This window comes from Streptomyces sp. NPDC017676, from assembly GCF_044329325.1.
Classification (GTDB): domain Bacteria; phylum Actinomycetota; class Actinomycetes; order Streptomycetales; family Streptomycetaceae; genus Streptomyces.
Genome location: NZ_JBIRJA010000004.1, coordinates 444,295 through 463,473 on the forward strand (window position 1 = coordinate 444,295; position 19,179 = coordinate 463,473).

Annotated in this window: 1 protein-coding gene; it reads left to right on the plus strand. The window is 76.2% G+C overall.

Annotated features, from left to right (window positions below; translation table 11 throughout):
* Positions 1–108: 108 nt before the first annotated feature.
* A complete protein-coding gene (locus ACH4LD_RS12090) occupies positions 109–19,179 on the plus strand; it encodes a non-ribosomal peptide synthase/polyketide synthase (RefSeq protein ID WP_398054087.1) in 19,071 nt (6,356 codons plus the stop codon).

Genomic DNA, 19,179 nt, shown 5'->3' on the forward strand with positions numbered 1-19,179 from the left:
ACCGCCCCGCCCCGCACCCCCGGTGTGTCACCCGAGCCGGTGCACCGCCCCCTCGTGGGGCCCGGATCGTCCGCGCCGCATCGCCCCGCTCTCCGAAGGACTTCACCCATGACGGACCTGCACGACAAGCCCGCACCGGCGTCCTCCCTGCCGCCGCAGGCCGGCCCCGCCGCCGGCGCGTCGCAGAGCGCGGCGGCACCGGCGCATCCGACGCTCGGCGAGCTGTTCACCGCGTGGGTGGCCCGCACCCCGGACGCACCGGCGCTCACCGACGGCCGGCGGACCTGGACCTACCGCGAACTCGCGGCCCGCGCCGACCGGTTGGCCGTCCACCTGACCCGGCGAGGAGCCGGCCCCGACCAGATCGTCGCCCTGGTCCTGCCGCGCTCCATGGAGCTGATCGCGGCGGAGCTGGCCGTCGCCCGGGCAGGTGCCGCCTTCCTGCCCGTGGACCCGGCCTATCCCGCCGAGCGCCGCGCGCTGATGCTCGCCGACGCCGCGCCCGCCGTCACCCTCGACGACCCAGGCCGGGTCCGCGAGCTGCTGGACACCGCCGGCGGTCCAGGACACGCGGTCGGCGCGGATGCCCGTGTCGACGCCGATCACGCCGCCTACGTCATCTACACCTCCGGTTCCACCGGTACCCCCAAGGGCGTGACCGTCACCCACCGGGGCATCGGCGGCTTCACCGCGGCCGCCGCCGAACGGTACGCGGTGGGCCCCGGCGACCGCGTGCTCCAGTTCTCCTCGCCGAGCTTCGACGCCTCCGTGCTGGAGCTGTGCGCCTCCGTCCTGTCCGGCGCCACCCTCGTCGTGCCGCCGCACGGTCCCTGGCTCGGTGACGAACTCGCCGCGGTCCTCGACGAGCAGCGCATCACCCACGCCCTCATCCCGCCCGCCGCACTGGCCACCCTGCCGGACCCCGCGCAGGGCACCGCCCGCCACTTGCGCACGCTCATCGTGGGCGCCGAAGCCTGCCCCGCCTCCCTGGTCGACCGCTGGGCACCCGGCCGCCGCATGATCAACTCGTACGGGCCGACCGAGGCCACGATCGTCGCCACCTGGACCGGACCGCTCACCGCCGGTCAGGGCACGCCGACGATCGGCGGCGCCCTGCCGCACACCCGGGTGTACGTCCTCGACGCCGCGCTGCGCCCCGTACCGGCCGGTGCGGACGGCGAGTTGTTCGTCGGCGGCGACGCGGTGGCCCGCGGTTACCTGGGCCGTCCGGGCCTGACCGCGGCCCGGTTCGTCGCCGACCCCTTGGGCCCGCCCGGTGCCCGTCTGTACCGCACCGGCGACCGGGCGCGCTGGACCGCCGACGGGGAACTGGAGTTCCTGGGCCGGCTGGACCGGCAGGTGAAGATCCGCGGCTTCCGCGTCGAACCGGGCGAGATCGAAGCGGCGTTGCGCCGCGCCGGCGGCGGGGGCGTCGGCGAGGCGGTGGTCGTGGTCCGGGAGGACGAGCCGGGCCACCAACGCCTCGTCGGCTACGTCACCCCCGCCGGGCAGGGTTCCACCGGCCCTGCGGCCCCCGCCGGGCAGAGTGCCACCGACCTCACCGTTGCCGCCGGGCAGGGTTCCACCGGCCCCACCGCTGCCGCCGGGCAGAGTGCCACCGACCCGACCCCCGGCCCCACCGAACCCACCCCCTCCGGACCCCCGCACCCCCTCGACCCGGCGGCCCTCCGCTCCGCCGTGGCCGCTGTCCTGCCCGCTCACATGGTGCCGTCCGCCGTCGTGGTGCTAGACCGGATGCCGCTCACTCCCCAGCACAAGATCGACCGGCGGGCCCTGCCCGCGCCGGAGCGGAGCGTCACGGAGGGGCACGTCGCGCCGCGTTCGGCGGGCGAGCGGGCCCTCGCCCGGATCTGGGCGGAGGTCCTGGGCGTCGACGCGGTCGGTGTGACGGACGACTTCTTCGACCTGGGCGGTGAATCGATCCTCGCCGCCCGTGCGCTGGCCCGGATCCGGGACGAGCTCGGTGTCCGGCTGACCCTCCGGGACGTCTTCACCGCGCGGACGGTCGCCGCCCTGGCCCTGCTGCTGGACGACCCGTCGGCCGCCGCGCCGCCGGAGCCGATACCGCCGGCGCCCCGCGACGGCACCCTGCCGCTGTCCAGCGCGCAGCGGCGGCTCTGGTACCTCGACGACCTCACCGAGGGCGGCACCGAGTACAACACCGGCGTGTCGCTGCGGCTGCGCGGCCCCCTCGACCCGGGCGCGCTGCGCCGCTCCCTGCACCGCCTCGCCGCCCGCCACGCCTCCCTGCGCACCACCTTCACCACGGCCGACGGGCAGGGCGCCCAGCGTGTCGCATCGGAGCCGGACCTGCCCCTGCGCACGGCCGACCTCACCGGCGTACCCGAAGCGCGCCGCCCGGACGCGGCCGAGGCGCTGCTCACCGAGGAACTGGGCCGCCCCTTCGACCTGTCGGCCGGCCCGCTCACCCGGGCGCTGCTCGTCCGGCTCGCCGCCGAGGAACACCTGCTGCTCCTGGCCCAGCACCACATCGTCACCGACGGCTGGTCGGTCGGCATCCTCACCCGCGAACTCGCCGCCCTCTACCACGCGGAGACCACCGGCGAACCCGACGGCCTGCCGCGACCCGCCGTGCAGTACCCGGACTTCGCCGTGTGGGAGGGGCGGCAGCGGGCCACCGAGGCCGACACGGCGGATCTGGCCTACTGGAGACGCCACCTGGCGGGCATGCAGCACCTGGAGCTGCCCACCGACCGGCCGCGCCCCGCCGTCCGCACCACCGCCGGAGCGGCCCACCGACGCCCGCTCCCCGCCGAGTTGGTGACCCGGCTGCGACAACTCGCCGCGGGGCGCGGCACCACCCTGTTCACGCTCCTCGCGGGCGCCTCCGCGCTGCTGTTCTCCCGCTACTCGGGGCAGCGGGACGTCGCGTTCGGCACCGTCACCACCGGGCGTGGGCGGCGTGATCTGGAGGACGTGCCGGGCTTCTTCGCCAACACGGTGGTGCTGCGGGGCGAGGTCGACGAACGGGCCACCGTGGACAGGTTCGTGGAGAGCATGCGGACGACCGTACTGGACGCCTTCGCCCGTGACGGGGTGCCGTTCGACCGGGTGGTCGAGGAGCTGGCACCGCCCCGCGACCCGAGCCGCACCCCGTTGGTGCAGGCCCTCGTCGTGCAGCAGACGGCCCTGCCCGTGCCGCCCCGGTCCGGCGGGCTGCGGCTCACCGAGCACCCGCTGCCCCGCCCCGCCGCCCGCTTCGACCTGGTCCTGGAGTTCTCACCGGACCCCGACGGCGGCTGTGTGCTGACCGCCGAGTTCAACACGGATCTGTTCGACGCCGCCACCGTGGCCCGGCTGACCGCCCATCTGCACCGCCTGCTGGAGGGCATGGCGGACGGACCGGGCCGCACGCTCGCCGAGCTGCCCATGCTCTCGGCCGGGGAACAGCGCACCCTGGTCGACACCTGGAACCCGCCCGCCCGCCGCTCCCGGGACACCCGTCACGGCACGCTGCCCGACCTGTTCCGCGCCCAGGCGGCCCGCACCCCGGACCGTACCGCCGTGATCTGCGGCCCGGTCCGGCTGGACTACGCCGAGGTCGCCCGGCGCGCCAACCGGCTGGCCCGGCAGCTCCTCGCGCGCGGCGCGGGCCCGGAGACCCTGGTCGCGCTGTGCCTGCCGCGCACCGCCGACCTCGTGCCCGTGCTGTGGGCCGTGCTCGCCTCGGGCGCGGGCTACCTCCCCGTCGACCCCGGCTATCCGGCCGAGCGCGTCCGTCTCATGCTCGACGACGCCCGGCCCGCCCTCGTCCTCGCCACCCGGGAGACCGCCGCCGCCCTGCCCGCCGATCGCGCCCCCCTGCTTCTGGAGGACTGCGCCGACCCGGCCGTGCCCGACACGGACCTCACCGACGCCGACCGGCCCCGGCCGCTGCTGCCGGACCATCCCGCGTACGTCATCTACACCTCCGGTTCCACCGGCCGCCCCAAGGGGGTCGTCGTCACCCACCGCACGGTCAGCGCGCTGGCCGCGTGGGCGAAGGAGCGGTTCGGGGCCGCCGGCCTGGACCATGTGATCGCCTCCACCTCCCTCAACTTCGACGTCTCCGTGTTCGAGCTGCTGTGCCCGCTGACGGCCGGCGGCACCGTCGAGGTGGTCCCCGACCTGCCGGCCCTGGCCGACGGCACCGGCCCCCGGCGCGCCGGGCTGCTCAGCGGAGTGCCGTCCGTGGTCTCCCGCCTGATCGCCGGCGGTACGGCACCCGTCACCGCGGACACCGTCGTCCTGGCCGGTGAGGCCCTGCCCGAGCAGACGCTGCGGGACCTGCGCGCCGCGCTGCCCGAGTGCCGGGTCGCGAACGTCTACGGGCCCACCGAGGCCACCGTGTACGCCACCGCCTGGTTCGCCGGTGACCGCCTGCCCGAGCAGGCCCCGCCGATCGGCGGGCCCGTGGCGCTCACCCGGGCCTACGTCCTCGACGGCTCGCTGCGGCCCCAACCGGTCGGTGTCACCGGTGAGTTGTACCTGGGGGGCGGTGGTCTGGCCCGCGGCTACCTGCACCGGCCCGGACTGACCGCCGCCCGGTTCGTCGCCGACCCGTTCGGCGCGCCGGGGGAGCGCATGTACCGCACCGGCGACCTGGTGCGCCGCCGTGCCGACGGCGCCCTGGAGTACGTCGGCCGGATCGACCAGCAGGTCAAGGTGCGCGGCTTCCGGATCGAACTGGGCGAGGTGGAGGAGGCGTTGCGCCGCTGCGCGGGCGTCGCCGAGGCGGCGGCCACCGTCACCACCGACGCCGACGGCCACCGGCGGCTGGCCGGATACGTCGTCCCGGCCGCCGGGCAGCGGGTCGAACCCGAGGCCGTACGCCGGGAACTCGGCCGTACCCTGCCCGCCTCCATGGTGCCCTCGGCCGTCGTGGTGCTCGACGCCCTGCCGCTCAACCCGAACGGCAAGCTCGACCGTGCCCGGCTCCCCGACCCGGGCCCCGCCGTGCGCGCGGTACGGCATGTCGCGCCCCGCACACCCACCGAACGCGCGCTCGCCCTGATCTGGGCCGAAGTGCTGCGCGTGCAACGCGTCGGCGTCGACGACAACTTCTTCGAACTCGGCGGCGACTCGATCCTCAGCATCCAGGTGGTGGCCCGCGCCCGGCAGGAGGGGCTGTCGCTGACCTCCCGGGACGTCTACCGGCACCAGACGGTCGCCGCCCTCGCCCGCTGCGCGGACGCCGCCCGAGGCCCCCGCGAGACGGCCCCCGCCCCGGAACCGGCCACCGGCCCGGCCCCCCTGACACCCATCCAGCACTGGCTGTTCGGCACCACCGCCGAGCGCGCCGGACACTACGCGCAGGCGCTGTCCGTCCGCGTGCCGGACGACCTCGACCCGGCGGCGCTGGAAGAGGCGCTGAACGACCTGGCCGCCCACCACGACGCCCTGCGCTCCCGCTTCGTCACCGACGCCGCCGGCCCGGGCGTCCGCTGGCACATCGAGGACCGGGCGCCCCGCATCCGCCTGGCCCACCACAGCGGCCCGGACACGGACACCCCCCACTTCGGCCCCTTCGACCTCGCCCGGGGTCCCCTGCTGCGGGCCGTGCTGCACGACGACGGAACCGGCCGCCCTCGCGTCCTGCACCTCGCCGTCCACCACCTGGTGGTCGACGGGGTGTCCTGGCGGGTGCTCCTGGAGGACCTGGACCGCGCCTACCGGGCCCGCCGGGCCGGTGACGACGGCGCGGCGGCCCTGCCCGCGAAGTCCACGGCCCTGCGGGAGTGGGCCCGCCGGCTGGCCGCGCACGCGGCGGACGGCGGCTTCGACGACGAACGGGAGTACTGGGCCCGGGCCGTCCCGCGGACCGGCCCCGTGGTGCCGGCGAGCGACCCCGGCGCGGAGGACTCCCGGCGCGCGAACACCTACGCCTCCCAGCGCTCCGTCACCGTCCGCCTGAGCCCCGAGGACACCTCCGCCCTGCTGCGCACCCTGCCCGACACCTACCGCACCCAGGCCAACGACGTCCTGCTCAGCGCCCTCGGCCGGGCCGTGTGCGCCTGGAGCGGCCGGGACCGGGCGGTGGTCGACGTCGAGGGGCACGGCCGCGAGGAACTCTTCTCCGAGCTGGACATCAGCCGCACGGTCGGCTGGTTCACCACCCGGTACCCCGTCGCGCTCGCCGTCCCCGAGGACGCCGACTGGGACGCCGTGCTCAAGCGGGTCAAGGAGCAGCTGCGCGCCGTACCCCGGCACGGCCTGGGCCATGACGCGCTGCGCCACCTGACGGACCCCGGTACGGCCCCGCGCACCCCCGAGGCGCAGATCAGCTTCAACTACCTGGGCCGCATGGGGCTGCCGGAGAACCCCGACGGCCTCTACCGGGGCACCGTACGGCCGCTGGAACTGGACGCCGACCCGGCGGCCGAGCGCCCGCACGCCCTCGAAGTCGTCGGCCAACTCGACGGTGACGCACTGGAGTTCACGTGGTTCTACTCCGGCCGGCTGCACCGGGAGGACACGGTCGCGGACCTGGCGGGCCGCTTCGCCGACGCACTGGCCGACCTGGCCCGGTACGCCGCCCGGCCCGGAGCCGCCGGACGCACCCCGTCCGACTTCCCGCTGGCCCGGCTCGACCAGGCCACCGTGGACCGGATCACCGGCGCGGACCCGGCGGCGGTCACCGACGTGTACCCGCTCACGCCCACCCAGGCGGGCATGCTCTTCCACGGCCTGTCCCAGGACGACCGCGGTGTCTACTTCCAGCAGCTGACCTTCGTCCTGGACGGCGTGCCCGACCCGCGGGCCCTCGCCGACGCCTGGCAGCACGTCACCGACCGCACCGAGGTGCTGCGCGCCGGGGTCGTCTGGCAGGACGTGCCCGAGCCGCTGCTGGTGGTGCGGCGCCACGCGGCCGTACCGGTCACCCACCTGGACTGGCGCGACCTGACCGCCGACGAGCGCCGCGCCCGGCTGGACGACGTCCTGGCCCGCGACCGCGCGGACGGCATCGACCTCGGCCGCGCCCCGCTCCAGCGGCTGCTCCTCGCCCGCCTCTCCGGCACCGAGGTGCGTGTGGTGTGGTCCTTCCACCACCTCCTCCTGGACGGCTGGAGCCTGTTCCAGGTGCTCTCGGACGTCTTCGCCCACCACGCCGGCGGCGACCCCGGCGCCCTCCCGGACCGCCCGCCCCACCGCGACTACGTGAGCTGGCTGCGCCGACGCGACCCGGACGCCGCCGAACGGCACTGGCGGCGCCGGCTGTCCGGTCTGACCGAGGCCACCCCGCTGCCGTACGACCGTGAGCCGCGCGAGGCCCACCGCGCCGAGTCCACGCACGCCGTCCGGACGACGCTGCCCCCGGCCACCAGCCGGGCGCTGGAGGAGCTGGCCCGCACCTCCGGCCTGACCCTGAACACCCTGGTGCAGGGCGCCTGGGCACTGCTGCTGGCCCGGCAGGCGGGCCGGAACGAGGTGGTGTTCGGCACCACCGTGTCCGGACGGCCGCCCGAGCTGCCCGGCGCCGAGGCCATGACCGGCCTGTTCATCACCACTCTGCCCACCCGCGTCACCGTCCCGGACCACGGCACCCTGCTCGACTGGCTGCGCGCGCTCCAGCACGACCAGAGTGAGGACCGGCGCTTCGACCACCTGCCGCTCACCCGGATGCGGGCGTTCACCGGACTCCCCGAACGCGTCGGTCTGTTCGACAGCATCGTCGTCTTCGAGAACTACCCGGTGGACGACGACCTCGCCGCCGCTCACGGACTGCGCCTGAGCGGCCTGGAGGGCATCGAGACCACCAACTACCCGCTGAGCCTCACCGCCTATCCGGGCGCCGGACTGACCCTGCGCCTCGGCTATGACCCCGAACTCCTCGACACGGGAACCGCCGAGCGGATGGCCGAGTACCTGACCGTCCTGCTCGCCGGGATGCCCACCGGCTCCGCGCTCCCGCCCGCCCGGCTGCCGCTGCTCACCGCCGACCGCCGCGAACAGGTGCTGCGCGCCTGGAACGACACCGCCACCGATCTCCCCGACACCACCGTCGCGGACCTCTTCGCCGCGCAGGTGCGCCGCACTCCCGGCGCGGTGGCCCTGGAGGCCGGTGACGAGCGCCTGACGTACCGCGAACTCGACGCCCGCGCACAGCGGTTGGCGGCCCGGCTGACAGGGCTCGGCGTACGGCCGGAACACCCGGTCGGGGTGCTCATGGACCGCCGCGTGGAGCTGATCGTCACCCAGCTGGCGCTCGTCCGCACCGGCGGCGTGTACGTGCCGCTCGACGGCCGGGCGCCCGTCGAGCGACTGCGCCGGACACTCGCCGAGGCCGGGGCCGGGCTGCTGCTCACCGACGCCGGGTGGGAGGAGACGGCCCGGGAGGTGCTGCCCGGCGACGGCGTCGTGCGCGTGGACGACACGTCCGGCACGCACGCTCCCACCCGTTCCGACCCGAACGATTCCGCGGCCCCGGGCCGCTTCGAGGCGTACGCCCCCGCGATTCCCGGGCACTCCGACGGGGACGGCCCCGCGACTCCCGCCCCCTCCGCCCCGGACGGCCCCGCGGCCCCCGCCCACGCCGTCCACCCCGACAACGTCCAGTACCTGATGTTCACTTCGGGCTCCACCGGTACCCCCAAGGGTGTCGCGGTGCGTCAGCGGGACGTCGTCGCGCTCGCCCTGGACCGGGCGTTCGCCGGGCACGACCGGGTCCTCGTGCACTCGCCGCACGCCTTCGACGCCGCCACCTACGAGGTGTGGGTGCCGCTGCTGCGCGGCGGTACGGCCGTGCTCGCCCCGCCCACCGACCTGGACGCCGCCCTGGTCCGCCGTGCCGTCAGAGAGCAGGGCGTGAGCTGTCTGTGGCTGACGGCGGGGCTGTTCCGCCTGCTGGCCCAGGAGGACCCCGGCTGCCTGCGCGGCGCCCGTGAGGTGTGGACGGGCGGCGAGGCCGTGCCGGGCGCGGTCGTGCGCCGGGTGCTGGACGCCTGCCCCGGACTGACCGTCGTGGACGGCTACGGTCCCACCGAGACCACCACCTTCGCCACCCGCCGCCCCTTCCGCTCCGGCGACCCGCTGCCCGCCGTCCTGCCCATCGGACGCCCGCTCGACAACACCCGCGTGTACGTCCTGGACGCCGCTCTGCAACCCCAGCCGCCGGGCGTACCGGGTGAGTTGTACGTCGCCGGCGCCGGCCTGGCGCGAGGCTACGCAGGCCGGCCCGGCGCGACCGCCGCCCGCTACGTCGCCGACCCCTTCGGCCCGCCCGGCACCCGGATGTACCGCACCGGCGACATCGTGCGCTGGAGCGCCGACGGCGAGCTGCACTTCGTCGGCCGCGCGGACGACCAGATCAAGATCCGTGGCTTCCGCGTCGAACCCGCCGAGATCGAGGCCCGGCTCACCGCACACCCCGGCGTCGCCGAGGCCGTCGTCTCCCTGTACGAGGACGCCGGGCGCAAGCGGCTGGCCGCCCACCTCGTGCCGGCCGGGGGCGCCGAGGTGCCGTCCACCGCCGAGCTGCGCGCCCACCTCGCGGCCGGGCTGCCCGACTACATGCTGCCCGCCGCGTTCGTCACCGTCGCGGAACTGCCGTTGACGGCGAACGGCAAGGTCGACCGGCGGCGGCTGCCCGCCCCCGACTGGTCGGCGGGCGGCGAACGGGCCCACCGCGCCCCGCGCACCGAGACCGAGCGCGTCCTCGCCGGGATCTGGGCCGAGCTGCTGGGTCTCGAACAGGTCGGCGTCGACGACAACTTCTTCATGCTGGGCGGCGACTCCATCCTCAGCATCCAGGTGGTCTCCCGGGCTCGGGCCGCGGGGCTCACGCTCACCCCGCGCGATCTCTTCCGGCACCCCACGGTGGCCGAACTGGCCGCCGCCGGCGGCGGTACCGGGCCGGCCGTCGCCGGTACCGGACCGGTCGCCGGACCGGCGGACCTCACCCCGATCCAGCACTGGTTCCTCGACGCGCGCCCCGCGCGCCCCGACTTCTTCAACCAGTCCGTCGTCATCGAGACGGCCGGCCCGGTGGACGAGGACGCCCTGCGCCGCGCCCTGACCGCGCTGTGGACCCACCACGACGCCCTGCGCGCCCGGTTCGTGGCCCCCGGCGACACCCGGTCCGTGCCCGACGGCGGCGGCCGGCGCCAGGACGTCGCCGCCGCCGACAGCCCGGTCCCCGACCTGCTCCAGGTCCACGACGCCCACGCCGAGGAGCTCGTCACGGCGGCGGCCCACGCCGGACTCCGCCTGGACACCGGCCCGTTGTTCACCGCCCGCCTCTTCACCGCCGACGGCCCCCGCACCGCCCGGCTGCTGCTGATCGCCCACCACCTGGTGGTCGACGGAGTCTCCTGGCGGATCCTGCTGGAGGACCTGGAGACCGCCTACCGGCAGGCCGCGTCCGGACAGCCCGTACGGCTGCCCGCCCGCACCACCTCCGCACAGGAGTGGGCCCGCCGGCTGCGCGACCGCGCCGACGTCTTCGCCGCCGGGCACGCCCACTGGGCGGAGGCCGCCCGGGCCTGCGCCGACCCGCTGCCCGTGGACGGCGACGGCGGCACCACCATGGCCGACACCCGCGAGGTGACCGTACGGCTGGACCGCGACAGCACCGACGGCCTCCTGCGCCGCGTCCCCGGCGTCTACCGCACCCGCGTCGACGACGTCCTGCTCACCGCGCTGGGCCGGGTCCTCGCCGACTGGACCGGACGCGACACCGTCGCCGTCGGCCTGGAGGGGCACGGCCGCGAGGACCAACTGTTCGAGGACGTCGACCTGTCCCGCACGGTCGGCTGGTTCACCTCGCTCTTCCCGGTCGCCCTCACCGTCCCGGCCGGGGACTGGGGCACCGCCCTGAAGTCGGTGAAGGAGCAGCTGCGGGCCGTACCCGACCGGGGACTCGGCTACGGCGTCCTGCGCCACCTCGCCCGCGACCCCCGGCTCACCGGCACGCCCGCGCCCGGCGTCAGCTTCAACTACCTGGGCCGCTTCGACTGGTCCGCCGCGGGCGGCACCCTGATCGGGGCCGTGCCCGGCGGGCTCGGCGGCGCGGAGGCGCCCGGCACCGAGCGGCCGCACCTGCTGGACGTCGTGGCCCGGGTCGAGGAGGACCGGCTGGAGATCACCTGGTACTACAGCGCCGGACGGCACCGCGAGGAGACCGTCACCGCGCTCGCCGAGGGCATGCTGCGGGCCCTCACCGGCATCGTCGCCCACTGCGCCCGCCCGGACGCGGGCGGCCGCACCCCGTCGGACTTCCCGCTGGCCCGCCTGGACCAGGCCGCCGTGGACCGGATCGCCGGGGACGGCCGGGACGTCGCCGACATCTACCCGCTGACGCCGATGCAGGCGGGCATGCTCTTCCACAGCCTGCTGGACCCCGCCGGCCGCACCTACGTCAACCAGGTGCAGCTGGTGCTGTCCGGCGTCACCGACCCGCCCGCGCTCGCCGAGGCGTGGCAGCACACCGCCGACGCCAACCCGGTGCTGCGCACCGGCCTGGTCTGGCAGGAGACCCCGGAACCGCTCCAGGTCGTCCGGCACCGGGCCACCGTGCCCGTCACCCACCTCGACTGGTCCGGACGGTCCGCCGAGGACGAGGCGCGCGAGCTGGACCGGCTGCTCGCCGAGGACCGGCGGGCCGGCATCGACCTGGGCACCGCGCCCCTGATGCGGCTGACGCTGATCCGGCTGGCACCGGACCGGGTCCGCCTGCTGTGGACGTTCCATCACGTCCTGCTCGACGGCTGGAGCGCGGCCCAGGTCTTCGACGAGGTGTGCGAGCGGTACGCGGCCCTCACCTCCGGACGCCGCCCGCAGGTGCCCGAACGCCGGCCCTTCGCCGACCACCTGCGCCGGCTGGCCGGGCGGGACACCGCCCGGGCCGAACGGTACTGGCGCGAGGCCCTCGCCGGTTTCCCGGCCCCCACCGAGCTGCCCCGCGACCGGCGGCCCGCCGACGCCCACCGCGCCTCCTCCTCCGGCTCGGTGCGCATGACCCTCTCCCCGGACGTCTCGGCGCGCCTGCGGGACACCGCCCAGCAGGCCGGGCTCACCCTCAACACGGTCCTCCAGGGCGCCTGGGCGCTGCTGCTGTCCCGCTACGGCGGCGGCGAGGACGTGGTGTTCGGTACGACCGTCTCCGGGCGGCCCGCCGACCTGCCGGGGGTCACCACGATGGTCGGCCTGTTCATCAACACCCTGCCCACCCGGGCCCGCGTCGACGGACGGCGCCCGCTGCTGGACTGGCTGCGCGACCTCCAGGCCGCCCAGTCCGAGGCCAGGCGCCACGACTTCGTCTCGCTGGCCCAGGTGCAGTCGTGGAGCGAAGTACCGGGCGGCACCGGCCTGTTCGACTCCATCGTCGTCTTCGAGAACTACCCCTTCGACGAGGGCGCGCTGGCCCGGCACGGCCTGGCCATGGAGCAGGAGCGGGACCTGGAGCCGACCAACTACCCGCTCAGCGTGGTCGTCGCGCCCGGGGACACCCTGGCCGTGCACCTGGACTACGACCCGGCCGTGTTCGACGCCACGACGGTGGAAGGGCTCGGTGAGAGCCTGCGCACCCTGCTCACCGGCATGGCCACCGACCCCGGCCGCCGCCTGGCCGACCTGCCGCTGCTGGACCCGGACGCGGGGCGGAAGCTGGCCGACCGGTTCGGCGGACGGGGGGCCGAGGCACCGCGCGACACGCTGCCCGAGGCGTTCCGGCGCCAGGCCGGGCGCACCCCGGACGCCCCCGCCGTCCGCCACGGCGACACGTGCCTCACCTACCGTGAACTTGACGCGCGCTCCAGCCGGCTGGCCCGGCTGCTCATCGCCGCCGGCGCCGGACCCGAGCGCTTCGTCGCCCTGTGCCTGCCCCGCACCGCCGACCTGGTCGTGGCGCTCCTCGCGGTGCTGAAGAGCGGCGCGGCCTATCTCCCGGTCGACCCCCAGCACCCGGCCGAGCGCGTCGCGTTCCTCTTCGAGGACGTACGCCCCGACGCCGTGATCACGGCCGCGGAGACCGCCGGCCGGCTGCCCGAGGGCCCGTTCACCCGCATCCTGCTGCACGACGCGCCGGACACCGGCGTGCCGGACACGCCGGTCGGCGACGGCGAACGGCGCGGCCCGCTGCTGCCCGGACACCCCGCCTACGTCATCCACACCTCCGGCTCCACCGGCCGGCCCAAGGGCGTCGTCGTCAGCCACGCGTCCGTGCTGGCCCTGACCGACTGGGCGGCGGCCGAGTTCACCGGCCGGGGCCTGCACCACGTGGTGGCGTCCACCTCGCTCAACTTCGACGTGTCCGTGTTCGAGATCTTCTCGCCACTGCTGTCCGGCGGCTGCGTGGAGGTCGTCCGCGACCTGCTGGCCCTCGCCGAGCGCCCCGGACCCTGGCGGGCCGGACTGCTCAGCGCGGTGCCGTCGGCCCTCGACCGGCTGCTCGCCGAGGACGCCGTGCGGGTCAGCGCGGACACCGTCGTCCTCGCCGGGGAGGGGCTGCCCGCCCGGACCGTGCGCCGGGTCCGCGACGCCGTCCCCGGCAGCCAGGTGCGCAACATCTACGGCCCCACCGAGGCCACCGTCTACGCCACCGCCTTCACCTGCGACCCGGCCGACCCCGACCGCGACCCGCCGATCGGCCGGCCTCTCGGCGGCGCCCGCGCCCATGTCCTGGACGAACGGATGCGCCCGGTGCCCGTCGGCGCGCCCGGCGAACTGTTCCTGGCCGGAACCGGCGTCGCCCGCGGCTATCTGCGCCGGCCGGGCCTGACCGCGAGCCGCTTCCTGCCCGACCCGTTCGGGCCGCCCGGCAGCCGCATGTACCGCACCGGCGACCTGGTCCGCTGGACGGCCGACGGCGACCTCGTCTACCTCGGCCGTGGCGACGACCAGGTCAAGGTGCGGGGCTTCCGCATCGAACTCGGCGAGGTGGAGGCCGCGCTGGCCCGTCACCCGGCCGTGGCGGCGGCAGCAGCCCGGGTGGTCGAGGACGCGGGCCACCGCCGCCTGGTCGCGTACGCGGTACCCCGGCCGATGGGTTCCCGGGACGCCGGCGGCCAGGCCGGCGCCGACGGCCGCGTGGTGCCCCACGGAACGGGCGCCCCGGGGCTCGACGGCGAGACCGGCGCCGAGACTCGCACCGTCCCCGTGGCGAACACCGCGCCCGGACCGGACGGCGGCCACCCGGCGACCCTGCCGGACCCCGCCGAGCTGCGCGCCTTCCTCGCCCGAAGCCTCCCCGACCACCTGGTGCCCGCCCTCGTCGTCCCGTTGGAGGGGCTGCCGCTCGGGGCCACCGGAAAGCTCGACCGGCGGGCGCTGCCCGCGCCCGAGTGGGCCGCGACGGCCACCGGTGAGGCGGGCCGGCCGCCGCGTACCGAGGCCGAGCGCATCCTCGCGGGCATCTGGGCGGAGGTGCTCGGCGTGCCCGAAGTCGGCGCCGACGACAACTACTTCACGCTCGGCGGCGACTCGGTCCTCGGTATCCAGATCGTCTCGGCCGCACGCCGGGCCGGGCTGGCACTGACCCCCCGGCACTTGTTCACCCACCAGACTCTCGCCGAACTCGCCGCCGCCGCCGAGCGGTTGCCGGACGGCGACGGCCCCGGCGCCGCGACCGTCCTCGCCGAGCAGGGCCCGGTGACCGGCGACGCCCCGCTCACCCCCGTACAGCACTGGTTCCTCGACACCCTCACCGGCGACCCCGCCCACTTCAGCCAGACGGTCGCCTACGAGCTGGCCACCGACCCGGACGAGGAACTGCTGCGGGCCGCCCTGGCCGTCGTACTGGCCCACCACGACGCGCTGCGGCTGCGCTTCGAGCCGGGTGGGGACGGGCGGTGGCGGCAGTACGGCGCCGAGCCGGGGGAGGAGGTCCACCTGGAGGTGCACCGGGGGACCGCGCCGCAGGAGGTGGCCGACGCCCTCGGCGCCGGGTTCGACCTGGCCGGCGGACCGCTGCTGCGGGCCGCGCTGTGCCGGCCGGACGACGGCGGCCGGCCGGTGCTGCTGCTGGCCGCCCACCACCTGGTCGTGGACGCCGTGTCCTGGCGGCTGATCCTGGAGGACCTGGACCTCGCCCACCGCGCCCTGCGGGACGGCGAGCGGCCCGCCCTCGGCGCCAAGAGCACCTCGTTCCGCGACTGGGCCCGGCGGCTCGCCGCGCACACCCAGGCGGGCGGATTCGACGGCGAACTCGCCCACTGGCAGGGCCTCGACGCCTCTGCCGCGCTGCCCGAAGACCACCCCGGCGGCGCGAACACCGTCGCCGACGAGGACAGCGTGACCGCCGGCCTCGACGCCGAGGAGACACGCCGGCTGCTCCAGGACGTGCCGGATGTGTACCGCACCCGCGTCAACGACGTCCTGCTGTGCGCGCTCGGCCGGGTCCTGGCCCGCTGGACCGGCCGGGACCGGGTGGCGGTGACCCTGGAGGGCCACGGCCGCGAGGAGCTGTTCGAGGACGTCGACCTCGCGCGGACCGCCGGCTGGTTCACCGCGATGTACCCGGTCGCCCTGGACGTGCCCCGGGACGCCGGCACCGGCACCGCGCTGAAGACCGTCAAGGAGAACCTGCGGGCCGTACCGCACGGCGGACTGGGCTACGGCGCCCTGCGCTTCCTCCGCCCCACGGCCGGAACCGGGCTGCCCGACCTGCCGCCCGTCTGCTTCAACTACCTGGGCCGGCAGGACGGCACCCCCGCCACCGGCGGCCTGCTGCACGCGCCCCACGGCGGCCTCACCGGCGGCATGGACCGCACGGCGGACCGGCCGTACCTCCTCGACGTCCTCGGCCGGGTCACCGACGACCGGCTGGAGTTCACCTGGTCGTACTCCCGCCAGGTGCACCGGCGTGAGACCGTCACCCGGCTGGCGGCCGAACTGGCCGACGAACTGCGCGCGATCGTCCGCCACTGCGCCGAACCCGGCGCCGGCGGCCGTACCCCTGCCGATTTCCCGCTCGCACCGCTGGACCAGCCGGCCGTCGACCGGCTCGTCGGCAGCGGAGCCGACGTCACGGACGTGTATCCGCTCACCCCCACCCAGACCGGCATGGTGATGCACGGCCTGGACGACGCCGAACACGGCCTGTACGTCGAGCAGATCACCTTCGTCGTGGACGGCGCCCACGACCCGGGCACCCTGGCAGCGGCCTGGCGGCACGTCGTCGACCGCACCCCCGTCCTGCGCACGTCCGTCGCCCTGCACGGCGTCCCCGTGCCGCTCCAGATCGTCCACCGGAACGTGACCCTGCCGGTCACCGAGCTCGACTGGAGCGGGGTGCCGGCCGACCGGCGGGACGCGGAGCTGGAGCGCCTGCTCGCCGAGGAGCGGACCCGGGGCGTCGCCCTGGACCGGGCCCCGCTGCTGCGGCTCGCCCTGGTCCGGCTCGGCCCCGACGCGGTACGCGTGGTGTGGACCTTCCACCACGCCCTGCTGGACGGCTGGAGCGTCTTCCACGTCCTGTCCGACGTCATGAACGCGCACGCCGCCCTCAGCCGGGGCGAGCGGCCCCGGCTGCCCGAGCGCAGGCCGTTCGCGGACTACGCCGGCTGGCTGGCCGCCCGAGACACCGGACCGGCGCGGGACCACTGGCGCGGCGTCCTGGCCGGCTTCGCCACGCCGACCCCGCTGCCCTACGACCGCAGGCCCGCGCCGGGCACCACGGCCCGCTCCGGGACCTGGCTGTCGCAGCGGCTCGACGCCGAACGGACGCGACTGCTCCAGGAGTTCGCCCGCCGGCACCGGCTCACCCTCAACACGCTGGTGCAGGGCGCCTGGGCGCTGCTGCTGGCCCGGTGGAGCGGGGAGCGGGAGGTGTGCTTCGGCACGACCGTCTCCGGACGCCCCGCCGACCTGCCGGGCGCCGACGGCATCACCGGCCTGTTCATCACCACGCTGCCCGCCCGGACCGTGGTCGACGGCACCGCCGACTGCGCCGGCTGGCTGCGCGCGGTGCAGGAGGCCCGGGCCGAGGACCGCCGCCACGACCACCTGCCCCTCAACGCCCTGCACACCCTCGGTGAACTGCCGCCCGGTACGCTGCTGTTCGACAGCCTGGTGGTCTTCGAGAACTACCCGGTCGGCGACGCGACCGCCGGTGCGCACGGGCTCGCCCTGCGGGACCTGGACGCCCGGGAGGCCACCAACTACCCGCTCACCGTGGTCGTCTCGCCCGGCGACCGGCTGGCCGTCGAACTCGGCTACGACCCCCGGTGCTTCGACCCGGCCACCGCCGAGTTGCTGGCCGGACAGCTGCTGCACACCCTCCACGCCCTGGCCGCCTCGGACGGCACCGCCCGCCTGGACGACATCGACGTACTGCCGCCCGAGCAGCGCGACCGGCTGCTGCGCGGCCCGGCCCGGCCGGCGCTCGGCCCGGTGCCCGCCGCCACCCTGCCCGCGCTCGTGGAAGCCGCCGTCGACCGGTGGCCCACCGCACCCGCGCTCGACGCGCCCGGCACGCTCCTCACGTTCGCGGAGGCCGAGACGCGGGCCAACCGGCTCGCCCACCGGCTCATCGCCAGGGGCGCCGGCCCCGGCGACCTCGTCGCGCTGCTGCTGCCCCGCTCGGCGGACATGGTGCTGGCACAACTCGCCGTGGCCAAGGCGGGCGCCGCGTTCCTGCCCGTCGACCCCGGCTACCCCGAGGAGCGGATCGCCCTGATGCTGCGCGACGCGGCCCCCGCCCTCACCCTCGACGCCAAGGAGGTCGCGGACCTGCTCGCCGCCGCGCCGGACGACGTGCCCGGACACCGGCCAGGCGACGCCGACCGGACCCGCCCACTCGACCTGGACGATCCGGCCTACGTCATCTACACCTCCGGCTCCACCGGCACCCCCAAGGGCGTCGTCGTCACCCACCGCGGTCTCTCCGCGTTCTCCGCCGCCGAGGCCGCCCACTACCAGGTGAGCGCGGGGGACCGGGTGCTGGCCTTCGCCACGCCCAGCTTCGACGCCTCCGTGCTGGAGCTGTGCATGTCCCTGCCGCACGGCGCCCGGCTCGTCGTACCCCCGCCCGGACCGCTGCTCGGCGCCCAGCTCGCCGACGTCCTGCGGACGGAACGCGTCACCCACACCCTGCTGCCGCCGGCCGCGCTCGCCACCTTGCCCGACGGCACGCCCGGCACCCTGCCCGACCTGAAGACGCTGATCGTCGGCGCCGACGCGTGCGGGGCCGAACTCGTCGCCCGCTGGGCCCCGCACCACCGGATGGTCAACTCCTACGGCCCCACCGAGGCCACCGTCGTCGCCACCTGGTCCGCGCCCCTGGCGGCGGACGGCGCCGCACCGCCCGTCGGCCGCCCGCTGCCCGCCACCCGCGCCTACGTCCTCGACGCCCGGCTGCGGCCCGTCCCCGACGGCGTCACCGGTGAACTCTGGCTGGCCGGACCGGCGCTGGCCCGCGGCTACCTCGGCCGGCCCGGGCTGACCGCCGCCCGGTTCCGCGCCGACCCGTTCGGGCCGCCCGGCACCCGCATGTACCGCACCGGCGACCTCGTGCGCCGCGACAGCGCGGGCGAACTGCACTACCTGGGCCGCACCGACCACCAGCTGAAGCTGCGCGGCCACCGCATCGAGGCGGGCGAGGTCGAGGCGACCCTGGTGCGCCATCCGGGCGTGCTGGACGCCGTGGTGACCGTACGCGAGGACGAACCGGGCCTGCCCCGGCTGGTCGCCCACCTGCTCACGGCCCCGGGCGCCGAACCGCCCACCGCCGCCGCACTGCGGGAGCTGGCCGCCCGCTCCCTGCCCGCCCCCATGGTCCCCTCGGCGTTCGTGGTGCTGGACCGCTTCCCGCTCACCGAGAACGGCAAGACCGACCGGGCCGCCCTGCCCGCCCCGGCGCCGGCCGAGGAGCGGCCACCGTCCGAGTACGTCGCACCGCGCACGCCCACCGAGGAGGCGCTCGCGGACCTCTGGGAGGAGGTCCTTCAGACGCCCGTGGGCGCCGAGGACGACTGGTTCGCACTCGGCGGCGACTCCCTGCGCGCCCTGCTCATCGCCTCCCGCGCCAACGACGCCTTCGGCGTCACGCTCACCCCCCGCGACGTCCTGGTCTCCCGCACGGTCGCCGCCCTGGCGGACCTCGTGGAGGAACAGGTGCTGAGTGAGCTGGAGGGCGCCGCGTACGGCGACGACCCCGGGAACCGCTCCTACGAAGCCGACGCCGAAGACGCCGCTGCCGGCGGCCACGACCACGAACGGTGA

What these genes read in the sequence shown, in the direction of transcription:
- ACH4LD_RS12090 (WP_398054087.1), top strand. Translation starts at nt 109, where the DNA reads ATGACGGACCTGCACGACAAGCCCGCACCGGCGTCCTCCCTGCCGCCG.